The sequence below is a fragment of the Modicisalibacter sp. MOD 31.J genome (genome assembly GCF_020147985.1).
In the GTDB taxonomy this organism is placed as follows: domain Bacteria; phylum Pseudomonadota; class Gammaproteobacteria; order Pseudomonadales; family Halomonadaceae; genus Modicisalibacter; species Modicisalibacter coralii.
In genome coordinates this window covers 269164-290130 of sequence record NZ_JAGXFF010000002.1, presented here as the reverse complement: position 1 = coordinate 290130, position 20967 = coordinate 269164, and the positions used below count along the sequence as shown (strand labels likewise).

Here is a 20967-nt window from a genome sequence, read left to right as displayed (position 1 = left end):
GCTATGGCTGCAGGTTGGGATCGCCGCCGGTGTTGCACCACCGCCGGTGATCGCTCCTCTTCTATCGGTTTCGGTACTTATCCAAGGCGGCTTCGACGCTCTCGATCTGCTGGCCTGTGAGGCCGCCTCGTTGCAGCCAACGATCAAGGCTGGCTTCAGCCGACTGCTGTGTACGGGGGTTATCCCAGTCGAAGAGTGCGGCAATCGTGCTCTCGATGATGTCGTCGCTGGTCGTGTAACTCATGGTGGTTTCTCCTGGTTGAGGACACACTGAGCCTGTCATCACGACGTACTCAGCTCACCTCCTCAGGCCACGATATTGCTCGGATCGCTTCGGCATCACCGGCTTCGACCGCCGCCCTGATCTGGTCCTCGAGACGCTGACGCTTGCCGATGACGTCGGTGACTATTGGGCGGTATGCCTCGGCGTTGGCGATCACGCGCCGCACCAACTCCTCGAATGCAATGCCGCGCCGTGCGGCGATACCGTCGAGGGTCGGCGTGGGGGCGTTGTTGTCGGCCTGCCACGCTCGAGCCTCGGCCTCCTGCTGGGGCCAGGTGTCGATCTCGTACTGGGGGTACTGACGGCGCAGGTCGGCGAGAGCTGCTTCAGATGCAGCGTTGATGTGCTGTAATGCAGCTTCTGCCGGACTCAGCTTCTGAGTGATTTTGATCTTCATGTGTCTTCCTCGATGAATCCGCTTAAGACAACAACTCCCTCAAGAATCGAGTTGTTGAAAAGAAACTGCATTCTGATATTTGAGCCAGCCGCTAAAACCAGGCTTATTTCTGCGTTTAGACTGCTCTCGCTTGAGACTTTAAAAATACTTTTCCCCTGTATCAACACCTCCAATCGCCCGTTATCTGTAGACAAATCAAATGCTTGCAGCTTTACTATTGCCCGCATGCCAGCCGGAACCGTGTATGAGTCTCCTCTCTGAGAAAAAATCTGAGTAATTGCTGGCATCTCAAAACCCTCCCATGAACATGAGGCGTCCGGCAGTCATCCGGGCACCATAGTTTTGGTCTTTCTTTTGAACATATTGAGAATGAGGATCCGCCGCGGCCTCGTGATTAGCGATCAGGTTCGTGGCCTGACCGGCGGCGGTTTCGGCCCGGTCGGCGTCATCGCTCGCGGACTGCGCGGCGGCGGTCGATTGGTCGCGCGCGGCTTTGACCGCATCCAGATCGCTGTACAGCGCCTCGGCGGCCTGGCGGGCCTGCTGCGTCGCGGCTCGGTCCTCGCCGGTCTGCTGCCGATCGGCGGCGGTGGCCGCTCGATCCTCGCCGGTCTGCTGCCGGTCGGCAGCGACCGCTGCCCGGTCCTCGCCGATCTGCTGCCGGTCTGCCGCCGTGGCCTGTGCATCGAGTCCCGTCTGCTGCCGGTCCTCGCCCGTGGCCTGTCGATCCAGCCCGGTCTGTTGGCGATCAGCGGCCGCCTGCTCGGCGGCGGCCTGGGTTGCTTCCATCTGCGCGACCATGCCGTCGTAGCCGGCCTGGATCGAGTCGACCATCTGCCGGCATTCGGCAGCGAACTGAGCGATAGCGTCCTGAGTGAACTCGAACTTCGCGATGAACGCGACCTGGTCACCGGCCTTGATACGCTGGTCAGCGAAACTGATCTCGTCGGGCTTAAAGAGTGTGAATAGCACGGTCAGACCTCCGTGATAGTGATCGTCGAGGCGTGGTTGCGGTGGTGATCGTGGGTGTCGCCGTAGCCCGCGGTCAGGCGCCCCACGAACTGGCCGGACAGCCGTTCCAGGCCGGTGCTGTCGGGGTAGAGATCGACGAAGACGTCGCGGATCATGCCGATCTCGGCGATCTCCTCGATCAGGCGCTCGCGGTCCCCTGGTTCGAGCCAGTCGAGGCTGAAGCGGACCTGCTTGCGCGGATGGCCACCGCCGATAGTGCGCAGGGTCTGTCCGGCGCTGCGCTCGTGGGTCGCGGGATCGACCCAGGTCGTCTGGACGCCGTAGCTCATGTTGGTGGTGGGCTCGAAGGCCAGGCCGAGCACGATCCGCGCGATCTCAAGCGCACCGGCCGGGTTGCTCGGATCATTGAGGGTGAGGCGGTAACCGGTGATCGCCGCCGGGGTGACGGTAAGCCGCTTGGTGGGCACCTTGAGCTTGTCGTTGTAGGTGGCCATGTACGGGTCGATGCCGGCCCGCCAGATCCCCGCCGGGATGATCTCGCCGGTTGAAACCTCGCCGCTGTCGCGGATGACGTTCGAGCCGCTGAGCAGCTCGACGCGCAGGGTGCCGGCCGAGGTCAGGTTGTGACCGAGGATGACGATGTCGTCGACGTAGGCACCGGCGGCGAGCGTCCCCGTGATGACCTGGGTACTGGTGCCGGTACTGCGCCAGACGCGGTTACGCTCGTTGCGCTGCGTGTTGCCGATCGACAGCCCCTGAGCCTCGCTGGTTGCGCTCAATGCGGCGCGATCATGGATGTTGTCGAGCACCAGGCGTAACGCGCGACTCATAGCAGAATCTCCAGTTCGGCCTTGCCGCCCACCTGCGGCCGCACGGCGGTCACCCGGCCGACGCGCTCGGCAATGGGCGCCAGGCCGACGCGGATCGACTGATAGACGGTGACGGTGGGCACGTAGGTGGTGACCCGCCAGCGTTCGCGGCGCTCGGCGTGATACGCCAGGCGCCGATCCCGCTCGGCGGCGACGTCGTTCTCGACCTGCAGCAGCGTGTCGCGCGTGACCGGCGTCGCCAGCGGGTGACCGTCCAGGGCCTGGGAGTCGGTCGACTCGCTCCAGGCCCGCTGGTAGCGCGCGGCGAGTGCCGGGTCGGTATCGTCGATGGTGGCGGCGACCCCACGCAGCTCGGCGTCGTTGCGGCCCCAGCGCAGGGTCAGTGCCGACCAGGGCGGCTCGACGGTATCGAGTTCGAGGGTGCCATCGACGATGTCGTCGGGCGCCAGGGTGATGTCGGGCTCGCCGGTGGGCGCCGTCAGCACACGCACGTCGAGCCGGTCGAGGGCATCGATCATCCAGCCGGCACCGAGGGTGTCGCGGAGCTGCTCGAGGATCTGCGCGCCGCTGATCGCGCTCGAGGACTGGATGCCCACGGTGACGTCGGGCAGCGCGGTGGCCGGCGAGACCTCGATCCCGTAATGGGCGGCGATCCACGCGACCATGGCCATCGGAGTGTCGTGGGACTCGTGGGCCGCCGCCGTGATGGTGCTGGCGTTGCCCGGGTGGTTATCCAGCGTGACCGCGCCGTTGGCGAGATCCTTGGCATGGGGCACGGCGTTGCCGTTGTCCCGGGGCTGTACGCTCGCCAGCGGCAGATAGCTGACGCGATAGGTGTCGGCCTGCGTCGAGATGCGATAGGCCGGCACGTTGAAGCAGCGACCGAGCACGAACGGGACCGGGTTGCCGCCGAGTTCGAGGGTGCCGGTGTCGATCGGTTCGTCCAGCTTGCTGCTGGCGTCCATGATCGAGCAGACCAGCTCGCCGCGCTCCCAGGAACGGATGCCTTCGTTGGTGGCCACAGCGATCAGTCGGAAGTCCGCCCGCGACCAGTGCATGCCGCCCAGGTAGGCGCGCACCGGGTAGCCCCGGAACTGATAGCCGAGCCAGTGGGTGATCCCGCCATCGTCGCGCAGGCGGATATCACCGAATTCGATCAGCCCATCGATGCGGGTCGATATGCCCACGGCCTCGATCAGCACGTCCTCGTAAACCGGATCGTCGAGGTGGTCGGCGATCGGCGCGATGTACGGCTGATCGGCGACCTGGACGACGCCGCCGGCATGCTGCAGTTCCAGCAGCATGACGCGCTGCTCGTTGGGCTGATCCAGCCACTGCCGGTACTGCTGATCGTTCATACCGGCATCCTCTGTCGCGTCCGTGAATGACGGTTACCCTCGGCGACGTTCTCGGCCGTGCGCTTGCTGTGAGCGGCCGTGGCACGGGTGTGTACGGCGGTGTCGCTGCTTGTCTCGACCAGCGCATCGAGCCGCGCGCGCAGCTCGACGTTGTCCTGACGCAGTGCTTTCAGCTCGGCGACGACCGGCCCCAGGTCGACGTTCGTCGACAGGCCGGCGTCGATGAACGGCATCGGCCGTGACGGCAGCGATCGCACGCCGAGCGAGCCGTCGGCGGTACGCGTCAGCGGCATGATCGCTTCGGGGCCGGCCTCGCCCATCAGCCCCGTGTCGAAATAGGTCGGCTCCTGGACGACCCCGTTAGTGAAGGCGCCACCCTGGGCATACGCGGCGACGCCTTCGGCGCGGCCATAGCGCAGCCAGTGCTCGTAGGCACTGAGGTTGGCGTCGTCCAGCGCCATGTAGAACTGCAGGCCCGACCAGGTGCGTTCCCCGCGATCGCGGTCGTTGAGATACGCGACCTGGTTGGCGACGTAGGTGTCTTCGTCGAAGCGTTGGGTTTGCTGGCCGACGGTGTCCTCGCCGGACTGGTAGGTGGGCGACACGCCCTCGTCCCGGCCGATCTGCTGATAGTGGGCTTCCAGCGAGCCGTAATCTTGGATGATCCGGTCATAGACCTCACCCAGGGTCCAGTCGTCACGGCCGTCCTGTCGCTTGGCGTTGACCTGGGCGGTCTTGTTGGTCAGGTACGCGGCGGCATTGAACGACGACCCGACGTCGGTGGCGTACTCCGGGAAGATCGCCGAGAGCGAGTCGGCCAGCGACGGCGGCAGCAGCGACAGCAGATCGGCGATGGATTCGAGCTGAGTTGACTGCTGGACCTGCTGCTCGAGCGACGAGAGCAGCGTGTTGCGCGCCTGGCGTTGCTCCTCGAGCACCTGGCGCTGGACGTCCTCGAGCGAGCCCTGGGCCTCGAGCGAATCGCCGTACTGATCCTTGAGCCCGGATAGCGCGGACTCGACCTCGGTGTAGATCGCCGCATAGGGCGCGGAGGCCTGGCCGTAGTAGTCGCCGGCGGCGGAGAGATAGTCGTCCTTGGCCCGGCCGAGCTGATCGACGGCCCCGGTGTCGCCGGCTTCCGCGCGCACCTGCAGCGCGGCGAACTGACGGCGTGACTCGGCGAGGCGTTCGGCGGGACTCAGGATCGATTGATCGGACAGGCGCATCGCGTCGAGCATGTCGCCGAGCGACGCGATGGCCCGCTTCTCGTCCTCGAGCTGCGCCTCGCGACTCTGCTGCAGGTCGCTGACGGCGTCTGACTGACGGTTGTAGCTCTCCAGCGCCTCATTGACCGAGTCGACCACGCCGTTGCTGTACAACGAGACATGGGCGAGCAATGACGACCGTGCGGCGGCCGCCGCCTCGGCCGCTTCGCGCGCGGCTTCTTCCGTCGCCGAGGCGGTCTCGGCAACGGCATCGGCAATGCGCTCGAGTGCCTCGTTGAGCGTGATCGAGCCGCTGGTGACCTGCTCGACATACCGATCGAGATCGTCACTGGCGGGCGTCTCGCCGAGGTCGCGATACTGCTGACTGATCGCGTCGGAGATTGAATCGACGGTGTTGGCGAAGCTCGGTGCGAGCTGCATCAGCTGGAGCTGTAGCTCGCGGCCCGCTTGGGTGTTCAGGTCCTGGGCCTCGACCATCTTACGCAGCGCCTCGGTCGACGCCGGCGCGTTGACGCCGAGTTGCTCGAACTGCTCGAGCATGTCGCTGACGGTGTTGCCGAGGATCTCGTTATCCGAGTAAACGGCTTGATAGTAGCCCTGCTGGATCGAAACGAGTTGGTCGAAGCCGCCGGCGAGTTCGACGAGGTTGCCGGCGGCTTTCAGGGCGCCGTCACCCGTGGCGTCGAACTGTAGATGCAGCCGCTCGATAGCCGGTTGGATCGCCACCATCGCCTGGGCCTGAGTGGCCAGCTCGGCGGCCGTGGTGACGAGGTCGTCGGAATCGGCCAGACGTTGCTGCGCCTCGGCCATGGCCGAGGCGTTATCGCCCACCGCCGTCGTGACGGAATCCAGATTCAAGGCCAGGCCGACCAGGTCCTGGGCCGACCCTTCGAATGCCTGGATGGTGTCCTGGAACGGGCTCTCCAGCACGGCAAGGGCGTCCTTGTAGCGGCTGGTCAGGCGCGGGATGAGATTTTCCGGATGGCTGGTCTCGCCGTAGTGGCCCTGCATGCCATGACGGTCCGGTGCCATCACCGCATCCCGCATGGCCGATACCTGGCCCTCGTCTTTTGCCAGTGACGCGAGCAGCGTGTCCATCTGGGCGATGGCGTCGAACACTTTCTGGGCCTCTTTCGGGTCCCAGAGCGAGTTCATGTCGTGCGTGCCATCCTCGTCCAACCCGACGGTGCCAAATGCGCCGACTGCTCTAACGCCCTCGTCCCAATTCGGTCGGTCGTCGTAGGCCTCGGCCGGGCGGCGGCGCATGGAGAGGTCGAGTTCGGGCGGGCTCGAGCCAAATGCCGAGTCGAGGATGCCGCCGACAGTACCGCCGACGAATGCGCCGAGCCCGGGGATGGGAATGAGCATTTGACCGGCCGCTGCGCCGAGCGTCGCACCATAGTTGGAATTGGCCTGTTTACCGGTCAGTGCAGAGCCGATCTCGGTGCCGGCGTAGCCACCGATCAAGCCTCCACCGATGCCCAACGCGGCGTTGGTGAACATGCCGGCGTTGGCGACGGAGTTGAGACCGGACACCACGCCCCCATTACCGGTGGCCACCAGCTCGCTGCCGAACATCCCGGAATAGGTCGAGCCGGTACCCATGAACGCTCGGTAGGCATTGCCGGCGATCTGACCGCCCCCGTTGTAGAGCGACAGTGCCTTGGAACCGAGATCCGACAAAGACCCGGTACCCATGCCGCCACCAGTTCCCGAGCCGGTGGCATCGCCGCCGATGGCGAGCCCCAGGGAAGCGGTGATCTGGCGGGTCGTATAGGCGTGGATGATCTCCGCGAGCGTACTGATCGCGACGTTCTTGAACGAGTCGAAGGTGTTCTCGGCCCCGCTCAGCAGGTTCTCCCAGAAATCGACGAAGCTATCGTCGAGCCGCTGGATGCCGCGCTCGACGGCGACGACGGCGGGGTCGATCGACTCGGCGATGGCTTTGTTGGCTTTCTCGGCCGTCAGGCCATATTCCTCGGCGGCACTCCCGGTGTTCTGATACTGCTTGTCGAGGCGCGCATAGGCGTCCTCGAGCCACGCTACCGACTTGTTCTCGCGAAGCGAGTATTCGGTGAGGATGGCTTTTTGCTCGGCGTAGTCGCGCTGACTTTTCTGCAGCGGATACAGCTGATCGAGCAGGCTGGATAGCCGTTTTTCGTATTCCCCGGCGGCCTTGGCACCGTCGTCGAACTCGGTGTTGAGCCGGTTCGCGGGCGGCGTGGCCGCATCGGAGGCTTCACCGAATGCAGCGATTGCCTGATTGACCTGGTCGAGTGCCTCGACGTTGGCGTCGATGGCGGCCTGGCGCTTTTTCAGCTCCTCGGTGAGCCCGCCGCTGCCGCCGACGCCGGAGAGCTGGGCCGCCGCAGCCCCGGGCCGACCCTGGAACTGGATCGACTCCGAGTGGGCTTTCTCCTGGAGATCGTCGATCTGTTTCTGCAGGGTCGCGGCTTCGATCTGCGCCTGGACCAGGTTGGCGACGATGCCGACCTTCTTGTTCTCGAGCTGCGCCTGGCTGAGCCCTTCGATGCTCCCCGTGAGCAGATCCACTTCGTCAGCGGCATCTTTGGCATAGGTCTGCACCAGACCCAGCTCCTCGCGGAAAGCATACAGCGCGCCCACCGCGATCAGCGCGACACCCATTGGGCCACCCAGCAACGCTAGCGCCCCTCGCAGCCCACGAGCCGCGACGCTGGCCCGCGACATGGCGGCGGTTGCCGCAGCCGTCGCCGAGGCATGCGCACCGGCGGCCTCGGCGGCGCGCACGCGGGCAACGCTCAACTGCTGTAGCGCGAACGTATGAGCGCTGGTCCCGCGGGTCGCATTGGCCTCGAGTCGCGCCGTGCTCAAAAGTGCCTTGGCGGCCTGGGCCTCGGCGGCGGTCCGCCGGGTGACGGCCGTCGCGGCGGCGGCTTCGGCCTTGGCGTCGGTGATGCTGGCGGCGGTGCGGGCGGCAATCTGGGTGGTCGCGGTGGCGATGCTGCCGGCCAGGCGCCCGGCGTAGAGGGTGGCAAGGACAGTACCCAGCGTGACAAGCTCGTCCAGGTGGCCAGTCAGCCCGAGGATCGCGTCCCCGGTAAGGTCCACAGCGCTGCTGACCTGCTGGCTGGTACCCACCCACTCGATCATCTCGTTGCGTGCAACGGTCATCTTCTGGCCGAACGACGCGATCGCACCACCGAACGTTTGATCGATGGTGGTGCTCGCTTTCTCCAGGGCGTTGACGACGATCTCCGCCGTGATACCGCCCGAGGCTGCGAACTCACGCAGCTCACCCAGCGTCATGTCGAGCGAATCGGCGATCGCGTACATGATCGCCGGGGCTTGCTCCGAGACTGAATTGAACTCATCGCCACGAAGGGCGCCAGCGGCCAAGCCCTGGGAAAGCTGCACGATCGCCGCCGACGCTTCCTCTGCCGTGGCACCACTGACCGCGAACGATTTGTTGATCGTCTCGACGAGGCGATAGGTACGCTCGTAGCCGAGATTGAGGCCAGAAGTTGCGCGGCTCAGGCGGGCATAGAGATTGGCCGTGGACTCATAAGAGGTGCGTGTGTCGTTGGCGATCTCCATCAGCCGTTGCTGACTCGCGATCAGACGCTCGTTGCTGTCCGAGACCGTGCGAATCTGGTTGGTGGTGTTGGTCCAGGCATCGGAATACGCGATTACCTCGCGGACGCTCAGCGCGCCGCCGATCGCCAGCAGGGTCCCACGCACCGCGTCGGCGGCACGGTTGACCCGATCGAGCGATTCGGTCGCCCGGTCCCCCTGGGTCTCGGTCGTATCACCGAACTGACGCACCTCACCGGAAGCGTCACGCAGGGTGCCGGAGAGGCGCCGGCCGTCACCGGTGAGCGTTACCTTGAGCGTGAGATCGTCAGCCATTCAAAGCGTCCAACTGGGCCTCGAGTTCGTCATACCGGGCCATCATCTGTTGATGGCGTCTCTCTTGCCGACGCATCTCAGCGTCGAATTCCCCGCGCTTCTCGAGCAGCGCCCCGCGCTCGATACGCTGGACTTCGTCGAGGCGCTTGGCCTGCTCCGTGGGCGGCACTTGGCGCATCTGCATGACTGCGCTCACCGAGCCGTAATCGATCCCGGTGAGAACCCCCATCGGGGAAACGCGCCACTGGCTCTGGCAGGCCAGGAAGATCTGCAGCGCTTCCCAGTTTTCGGGCAAGACAGGGAACGTGACGGGACGCCTCAGCGAGTTGGGGACCTGGATGCCCAGGGCTTCCAGGTCGTCGCTCAAGGTGTCTTTTCCGTCACTGGCCCAGAAGCGCCCGATCTCCATCAGCTCCTGGGCCGGTTCTTTTTTGCGATGCTGTTCTGGTAAGCGGTGACCAGGGCGACCGAGGCGGCCGGGTCGTTCTTGACGGCCTCGAGCAGCTCCTCGCCTTCGAGCGCCTTGCCGTCCGGCCCGGGGACCTCGATGTCGCTGACACTGACCAGCACGGCGTCGAGCAACGTCACGCCGTCCGGCTGCTCGCGCAGCTGATCGTGGGGCATCACCTTGAAAGTGGCGGTGAACGAGCCGGTCTTCTCCTTGCCGCGCTCGTCGTAGACGGTCAAGTTGACGGGCTGGCGGTAGGTGCGCTGGGTGTTGAGTGTGAACACGTTGGATACCTCGATTCAGAACGGGTTAAAAGGGTGGTAACGACCGGCCAGACGGCCGGTCACTTGCAGACGATGGTGACTTCGTCGTTGCCGGCGATCGGCTCGGGGCGATAGTTCATCGAGAGCATCTGCACGCCGCTGTCATCGGCGTAGGTCGGCGACTCGATACCGCAGCGGGGCATGCTGATCTCGAGGATCTCGCCGGCGGTCTGGCCGTGAGTGAGCTTGATCAGCCCGGTCTCGGCCTTCTTGTGCTTGTCGAAGAGGTTGACGGTGCCGATGCCCATGTCGTCGATGGTCACCGAGCCGGAGGGCGCGCGGCCGGTGATCGCCACGTCGTTGGCGCCGACCACGGTGCGGTGACGCACGTTGGCCGACATGTCGAGGCTGAACTGGCTAAACGGCGCGTCGAGCCCGAAGATCGACAGCTTCTCGGTGTTGAGCGAGTTGATGGCCAGGGCTTCCCGCCACCCGCTGAGGTCCACGGTGGGCAGCTCGGCCTGGGTCACCGGGCTGATCAGGGCGTGGAATGTCATTCGAACCACCGGCATCGACTCGGAGTTGAGGGTGAAACGCGGAGTGCCGCGAGCCCCACGCCCCTTGTGGAGCACCCCGTCGACGTGGCAGAAGAACACGCCCGAATCTTCGTCGGAGGAGACCGGCGCATAGGTGGTGCTGACGCCATCCTCGATCACTTCCGACCAGCCGCAGCAGCGCAGGGGCTTGCCCCACTTGGGTGGGGTACCCGGCGTGCCCGAGAGGGCCAGCTCCATCTCGACGTCCACCTGGACGTGCTTCTCGCCGGGGGCCCGGCTGGCGTTGCCGTAGTAGGGCCGGATGTAGCTGCGTTCGATGTCGGAGCCAGCCAGCGGCGTGACGTCGATCGATGTCATCAACAAGGCATCGGTGGCGGCATCCGGGGTTGTGGTGCCGTCGTTGTAGGCGCTCTCAAGGGCGAACAGCATGGCCCGGCGGTTGGTGCGCATATCGCTCACGGTGTCATCTCCTTCCACCAGTAGTCGGTGGCCAGTACGTCGGCATAGAACAGGGCGTGGTCATTCAGGGTCAGCAGGTTCCCGCCGTTCCAGCGGATGGCGATCTCGGCGCCCGGCGGCATCCAGTGGATCAGGGAGCGCAGCACCGGCTCTCGCAGCTCGGCGAGGGCATCCTTGCCATGCCCCATCCGGGCGCTGCCGTAACGAGCGACGGCGGTCACCAGAATCACTTCGGTGGTGACCTTGTGGCGCGGATTGGGGATGCGCTTCTGATGCGTCACCCGATCGCGGCCCGGCACCAGCTGCACACCGGGGACGCGCCGGGTCTCCTGGGCGGCCTTGAGGTTGGCGGCCAGTTCCACCGGCGCCGGCAGGGTCGCGGCCTCGAGGCGCTCCAGCCAGGGATCAAGACTCAGCATCACCGGCACTTGCGGCGGTGGCCGGGCCCTCGCCGTCGGCAGGCGGCGTCTCGGCCAACCGCTCGACGACCAGGTCGGGATGGGCCTGAATCGCTTTCCAGGCGCTGCCCTTGTCGTCCAGCACCAGGCGTTTCCATTCGCCGGTGAAGATCACCCCGCAGCAGCCACGGCGCTGGCCGAGCTGGCGGGTCTTCACGCGGACCACGATATCGGCACGCGGCGCGGGCGCCTGGGAGGCCGTGTCGTCGGTCTGGGCGGCCTGCTGGGTCGCCCGGGTCTTGCTCTTGGTGGTCATGGCTCTCTCCTAGAAGCCGCCGCCGGGAAAGACGCCCGGCGTCGACTGGAACTCGACGGTCGCCTCGGCCGGGGACGGGTCGCCGCCCTCGCCGAGCTTGACGTCGCCCCGGGCGATCGCCCGCAGGAAGCGCATGGCGTCGTCATAGCGTCCCTTCACGACGTCGCTGACCTGGTCGTCGTACAGCCGGTAGCGGGCGATGTCGGCGGCATGGGCCGCGAGCGCTGCCGGCACCGGCGACAGCGGCGTGGCGTAGCCGGCGCCATTCAGGCGCGCATCGATCTCGGCCTCGGCATCGCTGCAGGCGCGTTGCACGGTGTCGGCGTCGATGCCACCGCTGCCGTCGGGCGCGAGCGCGCGCAGCTCGTCTTCGCCGAAGCGCGTGGTCAGCGCGGCCTGATCGACGTAGGCCATCACTGAGCGTCCTCTGCATCAGCCGGGAACGTGCACTCTTCGACGATCAGCGTCGGGTCGCTCTCGAACGCGGCGATCTGGTCGGCACTCAGCGCGGCGAGTGCGATGCCGTGACCCTCGGGCGTGAAGACGAAGCCGGCACGCCGGCGGCGCGGTACCGCCTTGCGGGTACGAATGAACAGCGCAGGGATCTCCTCCAGGGGCGGGTCGTTCATGGCGCCCTCGGCGGTGTGCTCACCGGCGTCGGGCGTCATGAGTTGACGGTTGGCAGCGGCGGACTCCGTCGCTGCCGTCGATTCCTCGGACGTCGCCGGCGACGGCTCGGGCGCCTTGGCGGCGGTATTCGCGTCGGCTTTGGCACGGGATGCCCGCTTGCGTTGGGTGGTGGCCATGTCGCTGTCTCCTCAGGTGAGTTGAGGCCCGGCGCCGCTTACGCGGCGCTCGGCAACCAGGGGTTGAGGATCAGTTGCGAGGTGTTGGCCCACTGGTTGGTCTCGCCACCGGTGGTCAGCTCGTTCTGCAGCACCTTGCGCGCCGGGCCTTCCAGGCCGTTGGGCACCATGGTGTGGCTGTGGCGCAGGGCCAGCGGCCGGCCGTAGTCGCCCGTCATCTCCTGGAGCGCCTTGCGCGCAGCCTCGTAGTTGGCGGCGGTGAAGTCCTGGCGGGAACGCACGACCAGCTGCCACAGGCCGGGGCCGGCGTTGACCCGCGCATCCGTGCCAAACATGAAGTCGTCGGTCATGAACACGCGATCGCTGTTGAGATCGGTCAGCGCGCGGAACGAGTAGTCGCGGCGACGCTGGAAGATCATCGGCTTGATGGCCCGCGAGAGGTCCATCACGTACCAGGCCGGGCCCGTGCCGCCCAGGTCGTTGGAGACGCTGATTTCCTTCCCGTCCTTGTCCAGCACCGGGTGATCGGTGTCGAACAGCTGCTGGCCGTCGTAGCAGACCGGGTTTTGGGTCAGCACCTCGACGGTCAGTTCGTTGGGGTGCTCGCGGCTGGAGCGGCCGAACTCCTCGAACGTGGGGCCGTAGAGGCCGTAGGTGTCGTCCTCGATCGCATCGCGGGGCACGCCGGCGGTCAGTTCGAACTTGCGGTTCTTGATCGCGAAGTCGGCGCCCTCGAGGCCGTGGACGACGCGATCGCCGAGCCACTCACGCATGCGCGGCAGCGTCTTGAGCCAGGGGTAGACCTCGACGGCGGTGGTCGACGGCACCGTGGTGCAGAACTGCTCGTAGAGCGCGCCTTGCTCGCCCAGCGAGTTGAAGCCCTGCTGGAAGTTGGTGTTGTAGCCCCGAAACAGGGCCTGAAGATTGGCGGACGTGAGATCCATATCGAAACCTCGGGTTAGGCGTTGATGCCGCTGGTGGGATCGATCCGCACCCAGACACCGGCGGCGTCGACGTCATCGACGATCCCGGCCTTGGAGCGGGTGGAGGTGCCGTCGGTCAGTGCCACGGTCTGGTCGTCGACCAGGTAGCAGGCCGAGCCGATCGCGGCGCGGGTGATCTCGTCGGTCCCGCTGGAGTTGGCGAAGCGGAAGTAGCCGCGCTCGATGATGGCGTTCTCGTCGCCATCCGCGCCGGTGCTGTTGTCGACGCCCTCGTGATACACGCCCAGGGCGATCAGGCCGGTGGCGGTGCTGGCCGGCTCGGCATAGCCGCTGGCGTTCATCACGGCGATGGCGCCGGCGTAGCCGACGGAGCCGGCGGCGGCCGGGTGGCCACGCAGGTGGCCGGCCCGGGTCGGGGTGTTGCGGTTCTGGGTAGCGGCGACCATGGGGGCGCTCCTCCTGGTTTACTCGGCGACCGGGTTGGCATTGCGGTAGTCCTCGGGCGAGATGCCCATGGCGCGGCAGACGGCCAGCTCCTCGTCGTTCAACTTGCCGTCCTTCTTGGCGTCGTCGGCCGGTGGTGCGCCGCGGGTCTGGCTGCCCTTGAGTGCGGCGATGCTGGGGGCGTCCTCGAGGTGGGCCTTAAGTGCGGCGAGCCCCTGGCCCTTGAGCCAGTCGGCGGTGGCCTTGCCGGGAATGCGCCCGTCCTGGAGGCCTTCCTCGATCAGGCGATCCATCTCGGCGGTTTCGCCACCGGCCTTGGCGGCGGTGAGTGCCGCGACGGTCTCCTCGTAGACGGCCTTGGGCACGAACTGGGTCATGTCCGGCTTGGCGTCGGTGGCCTTCGTCTTGAGCGCGGCGACGGCGTCTTCGGGTTTTTCGTCGTCCTTGACGCCGAGCGCCTCGCGCAGCGTCCTGGCCTGCTGGGCGCCGGCCTTCAGCGCGGCCAGGCCCTTCTCGATCTGCTCGTCGGTGGCGTCATTCGCCAGCCCGAGCAGCTTGATCAGATCCTCGCGTTTCACGGGGTCGTCCTCCTGGTGGGAATCTACGGTGGTCGGCGCCATGCGCGCGGCGGCCAGCTCGGCGACGCCGGTATCGATGGCCGGGGTGTTGGTCAGGGCAACGTGCAGCAGGTCGAGCACGGCGCCGGTCTCGGCGTCGTAGGGGAAAACCGGGGAGAGATAGCGATACTCGTCGGCCTCGATCGCGGTCTTGGCCGAGGCGGTCCAGGCGATGGCGCCATACAGGCCGTCGTCGCGCCATTCCAGCGAGCGCGGGTCGACCCAGCCCGCTGCGGGGGCCGGGTGGCCGTTGCGATCGGCGAGCAGCGTCTGGTGTTCGTAGTCGACGACGATGTCGGTGGCGCGGGTCGCGGCGCGAGCGATGATCGCCTGGGCGCCGGCGGCGTCGAGTTGCCACGGCCCTTGCCCCTCCATGGAGCCACGAGGGGCGTCGAACTCACCGGCCGGGATCAGCCGCACCTTGGCGGCGTCGGTGCGCACCTGGAGCGCGCAGACCGCCACCGGGGGCCGGCGGGTGGCCGCACTGCAGGCGGCGATGGGATGGAGCGAAGGTGTCGTGTTCATGCGCCCAGCATGGGCGCATGGGGGGTGGGGCTGGATTTAAAGCGTTTTAGGAATTTTCGGAGCTGTTGCCAGGCTGTTCTGTTGCAGTGCCTGATCCGCGCAAGGGGTAGACACGCGTGACCGTAACGTACTTGGGAACGAGAACAGACTTGTTGATATCGTTTTTATAGGTGATGACTACGTCTGCTCGAACCTCAGGCACAGTTGTCGCCAAACCAGGGTCCACGCCGTCCTCGAAAACGATCTTTAGCTTCTTATCGCCTACAACATTAGGCACGATCCCTTTCCATCCGACTTCTTTGCTGTCGCGGTTCAGCTCTCTGATCTGCAGAAGCACGTCCTCGTAGGGGAAGTCTCTCTCATGGGCGCTCAGGTCAGCGTCGAACGGGACTTCTTCAAAGACTTCAGAGGGGATCGAAACGGGCGATTCGACATCACCAGCAAATAGTGCGGCATTTTCATGGTTGGCAATCGGCTTGGCCACATCCAGCGACGCACGAACCAGCTCTTTCCTTCCTCCGGCGTTCACCTGGCTGATGGCGCTTCTGAGTTCCTCAGGGGACACGCCGATACTGTCGGCCGTGATGTTGATGACAGTGTTGTTATTGCCCTGGATGTTCGGAGCGTCGTCTTTCGTGAACTTCGTCAGGATGGAATAAGCGTCATTCATAAGCGCTACGACGAGGAGGCTCACCAGCGTGTACTTGATTGGCTTACCCATGGCTGAATTTTCCAAATAGTCCCGTAGGGCCTGCTGCTGATCTGGAGTACTCAAAAAGACGATCAGGCCTAGCGTCTCGATTAGGCTGCCAGACTCGATGCTCGATACATTGAGTTGGTACCCGTCGACTTCCACGCCACTGAGGTGGCTGATCATTGCCGGTAGGCGCTTGCTCAGCTTGTCCAGCGCCGTCAGCGAGGTGGCGATATCCTTGATCGCAACAGGCTGCTTGGTCTCGAAGTGCAGCTTGAGAGGCAGTTCTATCTCGTAGCGTTCTTCTGATTTGTCGTCCGTCACAAGGCGTCCCCTTCGTTTGGGGAGCCATCATATCGTCTAGCGTCTTGGACACAAATCGTTTCAATAGACCAAACATCACTTCATCCATGCCTCTTATCGGCAATCTAACGCGGTTCTAACCCGCCTTGCCGGGCCAACGCCGCCGCTGGCCCGGGTCTCGGGTCAAAACGCCTCACAGGCCCTCACAGAGGCCCGATCGCAACCCTGAGCCACTGGCTCCTTCCTACCCCCGATTAAACCCCGTTTAAAAATCGCTGTGCGCATTCAAACGGCTCACGGTGGGCCTTGGTAGCCAGCAGCGCGCCAAACGCCTCACAGCGCCTCACAGGCGCTCGGTCAAAAATCCCCCCGTAGGTAGCCGGAGAGCACGTCGAGGATCTCCTCGCGGTCCTCCTCGGAGACACCCAGGAACGGCCGGCCGGGGATGTCGCCCCAGAGATGCGGGAACTCGGCCTGGTCGCCGCCGAAGTGCTGCATGGCGGCATAGATCATCGAGCTGCCCCACTCCAGGGCGTCGTCGCTGGCCGAGTAGCTGATCTGGCGAGCGAGCTGGTGGGTCTCGCCTTCGAGGATGCGCGAGTGGCCCTTGCGCTCGACGGTGGTCTCGGAGAGTGGCGCCCAGGGCGTGCCGTCGGGTGCCTCCTTGTCCTGGAAGCGCTCGTGGGTGCTGGCCACCATCGCCTCGCCGATCGCCTTGAAGGCGGGATGCAGCCGAACCGAGCGTTGCTGCATCTCATTGAGGGCGCGTAGCACCTGGTCGTCGTCGAGGGTGATGGACATGCTGGCTCCTGGTCTTGATCGCGCGCCATCAGCGGCGCAAACTGAGTCTACGAGTGCGAGAGGCCAATATGCGCCTGGCGTACCCTGCTACGGCAGATGAGGTATCTGGGGATGGCGTACCAGCCTCGCACTTCTCTCTCTCAGCCTTACCTGACTCGCTCCGCGTTGTTCCTTACCCGATCCGCCTCGGGGTCTCTGACCTTGAACAGCGTCAGGAAGTAGTTGCGCTTGCCATCCCGCGTGCGCTTGAGCGCGGCGCGGTAAGTCACACCGTCCACTGTCAGATAGATAAGCCGGCCATCCTCGCCCGCACGGCGGTAGACCTCGCCCTGGTCCAGCAGCGTCTGCACGCGCCGATAGTCAGCCAGGCCGATCTCCGGGTGCTTCTCGATATGCGCGGCGAGGCTCGCTTGCGAGAGCAGCACCGTGGGTGACTCAGCGCCGAGGATCTCGCGCTCCACCGGCGGCACCACGGCGATCGGGAACTCGCCCTGGACCTCGCCGGCGAAGAACCGTGCGAATAGATCGCTGGCCACCAGGTCGGCCACGTTGCGCCGAGCGATGTTGGCCTCGACGGTATCCAGCCGGTTGAGCCGGGCGGCGATGGCGGTCTCCACCGCGCTCTTGCCGGGCGCGTAGTTCCAGCCGTAACCGACGCCGCGCGGCAGCTCGGTGACCTCACCGGTGCGGTCGTTGACGTGCTCGACGGTACCGTCGTTGGGCGCGGTGTCCGGCCCGGTGCGGCCGCTGCGCTCGAGCTGCCGTCGGCTCATCGTCTCGACGCCGCAGTTGCAGCCCCAGCCATTGGGTGGCCAGTGGGTGTGGAACCATGGGTCGCCGGCGGGTAGCACCAGGCCGTCCCAGCGCTGGTGCTGGATGCGCGGGTTTTCGACGGTGTTGTGGACGTAGCGCCAGTACGGCCGCGCGCGGACCACGTCGGGGTCGGTCATCTGCTGCCAACGCCCAGCCATGTAGCTGGTGTCCATGTTGGTCTTGTAGATGACGTGGGTTCGCCAGGCCGTCCCGGCCTTGGTGCCTTCACCGGTCCAGCCCGTCCAGCCGCGCTTGGCGACGATCTCACGGAACTGGCGGCGGAACTCGCCCAGGCTCTGGCCGCCCGCGATGGCGTCGTCGACGGCCGCGCGCAGGTCGGCAAGCAGATCCGCCTTGGTGGCGCCGGCGACGACGAACGCCTTGTCGTGCTGGTCGCGGACCAGATCGTCCCAGCGCTCGCTGGGCACCGAGAGCTTCTTGCGGAAGTAGGCGAGCTGCTCGGCGAACGGCCGCCGGAACATGGCGCTAAGCGTTGGCACGGTCGTTCTCGCTACGTTGCACCTCGTCGCTGACGGTCGAACGTCCGGCGAGGTTGGCGGCCAGGAACGCCTGGCCCATCACCTCAGCGAGCTGGTTCTCGTCCAGGTCGCTGAACGCCGCCAGGATGCGCGACTGCAGATCCTCGAACGACTCGGCCCGATCGACGATCGCTTGTACCTGATCGATCCAGCCATCGAGCACCGGCTGCGCAGCGCGTTCGAGCACGCTGGCTGCCGGCTCGCGGTAGTGCTCGGGCTGGGCCGGTGTGGGTGTTGCCGGCGCCTCGCGCAGCGCGGCCAGCCCCGGCGGCCGGCCGGTGCTGAGCATGGCCTGGCCGAAGGGTTGAGCACGCGGTGTGAGGATCTCGTCCTGGTCGGTCGCCTCGGGGATGCCGGTCTTCTCGTGAGCCCACCAGCGTGGGATGTTCATCCCCATATCGACAAACGTCGGGAGCGTCTTGGCCAGGGTCTGGTAGTCCTCGGTCTCGCCCATATCGAGTATGAAGCGCGGCGCGCGCCGGCGACTGTCGATGTTGAAGTTGAGCGCCGCCAGCGGCCACAGGATGTCGCGCTGGATGGTGCCGGCGTACTGGCGGATGTCGGAGCGGATCAGCGACGTCTGGCCCCGTTCATGGACGTTGCCCAACGCGTTGGTGTTGGTGCCCTCGCCGGTACCGGAGGTCAGGGTGCCGCCCAGGATCGCCTTGGCCTTGGCGCGCTCGCACCAGTGGATCATCGACTCGAACATATCGGCGCGGCCGCCGGCGGCCTCCATGAACTCGATGGCCATGCCCTCCGGCACAATCCCTGCTGCGTCTTTGCCCATGGAGACCACGGCGCGCAGCAATGTCGCCTTCTCTTGCTGGGTGGCGTTCTTGGGGTACTTGCCGACCCGTGCCGGCAGGCCGTAGATCTCGAGCAGCTGCGCCAGGTCGCCCAGGGCGTAGTTCTGGAACAGGTAGGGCCAGGCGAGCATGCGCCCCAGACCCATCCGCGCCACATAGCCTGGCTTGGCACGATGGCGGTGCTGCACCCAGCCCAGCGCCCAGAGGTCGGCGCCGTTGTTTGAGCTGTCGCGCAGGGTGATGCGGTTCTGATCCTCGCCGTGCAGGCGGAACCATGAATGTGGCCGTAGCACGGGCTGCTCGATAAAGCGTTGGGCGCCGTCCCGGCCCCAGGTCAATTCGAGATTGGCCCAGCCGTGGCCGATGCCGGTACCCAGCTCCAGGATGAGATCCTCGACCTCGATCCCGTCGAACACCTCGGCGGCCTGGTCGGCGGCGCGCTTCTCGGCAGCGCTGGCGTTATCCGGCGGGACGATCTGCCACTCCAGCTCGGCGGCGAGCTGGCGGCGCTTGCCCAGGTCTGCGCCGATCTGCGGGTCTTTCTCCTCCATGTCGTCGAACAGTTCGCTTTGCGACTTGAGGTCGCCCTGTTCGGCGCCTTCCAGGATCTGGTGCAGGCGTGCGGGGGTCAGCCCGCGCGAGGGGTGCTCGGCGAATTCGCGTTTCAGTTGGCCCACGCGAGCGTCGGCGGTCTGTTGTTCGTCCAGGGCGCGCGATTGCTCGTCACGGCCGGTGCCAAAGAGCGCACGTAGTTTCTGAGTCAGGCTCACCATCCGCCTCCTAGACCGTCGTGAAGATCGTGCAGGTCACTGATGTCGTCATCGTCCGGGCTCGCGCGGCCCGACTTGGGCACGGCGATGAAGTCGATGGGGGTGGTCTCCAGCAGCGACGCGTAATAGGCCATGACCAGCGCGATGGCGGCATCGCCGTGGCGGACCTTGCTGTCACCGGTCTTGCCGTCCGGCAACTTGGGAATGCCCTTGATCACCTCGATGGCGCGCAGGTCGTCGCCGACGTCACGGTCGCGCGGGATCGCCAGGTCGTCGTCCTCGAGCGCGGCCTTGAACTTGGGCATGGCCTCCAGGTACCAGGCCTGCGAGAGCATCACCGCCTCGATGATGCCGCTGCCGTAGCGCTCCACCGCCTGCTCGGCCAGGTACTGGCCGTTACCCCGGGCATCGAGCGCCCCGGCCTGGAGCCGTGGCAGCCGATCGGCGATGTAGTAAAGCACCTGTTCCTGTTGCTTGAACGGCACGTTGCGCAGCTCGACCAGGAACGGCACGACGCGCTTCAGTTGTTGGGTGATGGCCATGGGCGCGATGACCGTGAGGTCGCCGCTGCGGCCGAAATCCTCGCCGAAGCAATGCACGTCGCGGGGATCGAGCTGCTCTAGCAGCGGGCGCAGCTCGCGTTCGCACCAGTCGTGCATGTCGGCGGCGCGCAAGTATTCCGGGGTAGCGTTGAACTCGGCCGAGCCCTCGAAGCGCACCACCGGGGCGTCGACCATCCGTGACTCGACCAGGGCGCGCGACAGGTAGGCACCACCGCCCGACTTGGGCACGCAGTAGTACTCCTCGAGCGCGTCCTCGCGGGTCGCGGTGTCGGCCAGCAGGTTGGCCTTCCACTGGTTTTCCTTTGCTTGAGTCCATGTCTCGCCACGCACCTGGCAGATACGCCGGTACAGCCCCTGCTCGCAGGCATCGTCGAGGGTGATGCGGTGGACGCTGTAGCGCTTCTTGCCGGCGCGGCTGTCCTGGATCAGCTCGTTGAAGAGGTTGTCGACGCCGTTGTGGGTGCTGATCAGCCGCACCTTGGCGCCCCACATGGTCAGTGCCAGCGCCGCCTTGAGCACCTCGGCGAGCTGCTCGTGGAAGGCGGCCTCGTCGATGGTGACGTTGCCCTGGCGGCCGCGCAGGTTGGACGGCCGCGAGCTGAGCGCCTGGATCTTGAAGCCACTGGCGAAGTGAATGTTGAAGGTGAGGATGTCCTTGTCCTCGTCGTGCAGGACCTCCTCCTGGATTGCCGAGGCCGCCTTGCCGAAGGCCTTGGCCCACATCGCGCAGGCGTCGATGAACTCGATCGCCATCTCCTTGTTGGAGCCGACGTAGAAGTGGTTCGTGCCGCCGGCGGTGCGCGCGGCGCTGGCGGCCAGCACCGCGTCGGCGGCCTCCGCCCAGGTGATCCCGGTACGGCGGCTCTTCTCGGCGAGCTTGAGGTCGGACTCATCCTCGACCCACGCCTGCTGATACGGCAGCAGGACCGACTCGGGCATGGCGACAG

Annotated in this window: 22 protein-coding genes; all 22 read right to left on the bottom strand. The window is 65.9% G+C overall.

All coding sequences use genetic code 11. The features are described from left to right. Nucleotides 1-61 precede the first annotated feature (61 nt). The 22 genes from KGR00_RS06895 to KGR00_RS06790 all read right to left on the bottom strand — a co-directional run bounded on the left by KGR00_RS06895 (nucleotide 62) and on the right by KGR00_RS06790 (nucleotide 20959). Nucleotides 62-244: a hypothetical protein gene (locus KGR00_RS06895; RefSeq protein WP_224424219.1), complete on the bottom strand. Its 183-nt coding sequence runs from the start codon at nucleotides 242-244 to the stop codon at nucleotides 62-64. Nucleotides 245-293: 49 nt separating this feature from the next. Continuing rightward, on the bottom strand, nucleotides 294-680 hold the full coding sequence (locus KGR00_RS06890) for a hypothetical protein (protein ID WP_224424218.1): 387 nt from the start codon (nucleotides 678-680) through the stop codon (nucleotides 294-296). Continuing rightward, on the bottom strand, nucleotides 677-967 hold the full coding sequence (locus KGR00_RS06885) for a hypothetical protein (protein WP_224424217.1): 291 nt from the start codon (nucleotides 965-967) through the stop codon (nucleotides 677-679). Before KGR00_RS06885 ends, KGR00_RS06890 begins: the two co-directional genes overlap by 4 nt. Nucleotide 968: 1 nt before the next feature. Then, nucleotides 969-1652: a hypothetical protein gene (locus KGR00_RS06880; protein ID WP_224424216.1), complete on the bottom strand. Its 684-nt coding sequence runs from the start codon at nucleotides 1650-1652 to the stop codon at nucleotides 969-971. Nucleotides 1653-1654: 2 nt separating this feature from the next. Beyond that, nucleotides 1655-2482: a hypothetical protein gene (locus tag KGR00_RS06875; protein WP_224424215.1), complete on the bottom strand. Its 828-nt coding sequence runs from the start codon at nucleotides 2480-2482 to the stop codon at nucleotides 1655-1657. Next, entirely contained in the window at nucleotides 2479-3840 is a 1362-nt protein-coding gene (locus tag KGR00_RS06870; protein WP_224424214.1) for a hypothetical protein, read from the bottom strand. The genes KGR00_RS06875 and KGR00_RS06870 overlap by 4 nt, the downstream gene beginning before the upstream one ends. Continuing rightward, the gene (locus KGR00_RS06865; protein ID WP_224424213.1) at nucleotides 3837-8954 is read right to left on the bottom strand and encodes a tape measure protein; all 5118 of its coding nucleotides are present in this window, start codon (nucleotides 8952-8954) and stop codon (nucleotides 3837-3839) included. Before KGR00_RS06865 ends, KGR00_RS06870 begins: the two co-directional genes overlap by 4 nt. After that, nucleotides 8947-9363 (bottom strand): DUF1799 domain-containing protein, encoded by a 417-nt coding sequence (locus tag KGR00_RS06860; RefSeq protein ID WP_224424212.1) that lies wholly within the window; start codon nucleotides 9361-9363, stop codon nucleotides 8947-8949. Before KGR00_RS06860 ends, KGR00_RS06865 begins: the two co-directional genes overlap by 8 nt. Further along, nucleotides 9363-9686: a hypothetical protein gene (locus KGR00_RS06855; RefSeq protein ID WP_224424211.1), complete on the bottom strand. Its 324-nt coding sequence runs from the start codon at nucleotides 9684-9686 to the stop codon at nucleotides 9363-9365. The genes KGR00_RS06860 and KGR00_RS06855 overlap by 1 nt, the downstream gene beginning before the upstream one ends. A gap of 59 nt (nucleotides 9687-9745) precedes the next feature. Then, complete coding sequence (locus tag KGR00_RS06850) at nucleotides 9746-10672, bottom strand: phage tail tube protein (protein WP_343232828.1); 927 nt, start codon at nucleotides 10670-10672, stop codon at nucleotides 9746-9748. A 5-nt stretch (nucleotides 10673-10677) separates the two neighbouring features. Then, entirely contained in the window at nucleotides 10678-11100 is a 423-nt protein-coding gene (locus KGR00_RS06845; RefSeq protein ID WP_224424209.1) for a hypothetical protein, read from the bottom strand. Then, nucleotides 11087-11395, bottom strand: coding sequence for a hypothetical protein (locus KGR00_RS06840; RefSeq protein ID WP_224424208.1), 309 nt, complete (start codon nucleotides 11393-11395; stop codon nucleotides 11087-11089). The genes KGR00_RS06845 and KGR00_RS06840 overlap by 14 nt, the downstream gene beginning before the upstream one ends. Before the next feature lie 9 nt (nucleotides 11396-11404). Further along, nucleotides 11405-11809 carry a DUF1320 domain-containing protein gene (locus KGR00_RS06835; RefSeq protein WP_224424207.1) on the bottom strand — a complete coding sequence of 135 codons (405 nt, stop codon included), beginning with the start codon at nucleotides 11807-11809 and terminating at the stop codon, nucleotides 11405-11407. Further along, nucleotides 11809-12201 (bottom strand): hypothetical protein, encoded by a 393-nt coding sequence (locus KGR00_RS06830; protein WP_224424206.1) that lies wholly within the window; start codon nucleotides 12199-12201, stop codon nucleotides 11809-11811. The genes KGR00_RS06835 and KGR00_RS06830 overlap by 1 nt, the downstream gene beginning before the upstream one ends. A gap of 38 nt (nucleotides 12202-12239) precedes the next feature. Beyond that, complete coding sequence (locus tag KGR00_RS06825) at nucleotides 12240-13145, bottom strand: Mu-like prophage major head subunit gpT family protein (protein WP_224424205.1); 906 nt, start codon at nucleotides 13143-13145, stop codon at nucleotides 12240-12242. 14 nt (nucleotides 13146-13159) lie between these two features. After that, on the bottom strand, nucleotides 13160-13591 hold the full coding sequence (locus tag KGR00_RS06820) for a hypothetical protein (RefSeq protein WP_224424204.1): 432 nt from the start codon (nucleotides 13589-13591) through the stop codon (nucleotides 13160-13162). Nucleotides 13592-13609: 18 nt separating this feature from the next. Continuing rightward, the gene (locus tag KGR00_RS06815) at nucleotides 13610-14731 is read right to left on the bottom strand and encodes a phage protease (protein ID WP_224424203.1); all 1122 of its coding nucleotides are present in this window, start codon (nucleotides 14729-14731) and stop codon (nucleotides 13610-13612) included. Between the two features lie 46 nt (nucleotides 14732-14777). Beyond that, nucleotides 14778-15749 (bottom strand): hypothetical protein, encoded by a 972-nt coding sequence (locus tag KGR00_RS06810; RefSeq protein ID WP_224424202.1) that lies wholly within the window; start codon nucleotides 15747-15749, stop codon nucleotides 14778-14780. A gap of 336 nt (nucleotides 15750-16085) precedes the next feature. Further along, a complete protein-coding gene (locus KGR00_RS06805) occupies nucleotides 16086-16529 on the bottom strand; it encodes a phage virion morphogenesis protein (protein WP_224424201.1) in 444 nt (147 codons plus the stop codon). Nucleotides 16530-16675: 146 nt separating this feature from the next. Beyond that, nucleotides 16676-17842: a phage minor head protein gene (locus KGR00_RS06800; protein ID WP_224424200.1), complete on the bottom strand. Its 1167-nt coding sequence runs from the start codon at nucleotides 17840-17842 to the stop codon at nucleotides 16676-16678. Then, on the bottom strand, nucleotides 17829-19460 hold the full coding sequence (locus KGR00_RS06795) for a DUF935 domain-containing protein (protein ID WP_224424199.1): 1632 nt from the start codon (nucleotides 19458-19460) through the stop codon (nucleotides 17829-17831). Before KGR00_RS06795 ends, KGR00_RS06800 begins: the two co-directional genes overlap by 14 nt. Then, nucleotides 19454-20959 (bottom strand): hypothetical protein, encoded by a 1506-nt coding sequence (locus KGR00_RS06790; RefSeq protein ID WP_224424198.1) that lies wholly within the window; start codon nucleotides 20957-20959, stop codon nucleotides 19454-19456. Before KGR00_RS06790 ends, KGR00_RS06795 begins: the two co-directional genes overlap by 7 nt. Between the last annotated feature and the right edge of the window lie 8 nt (nucleotides 20960-20967).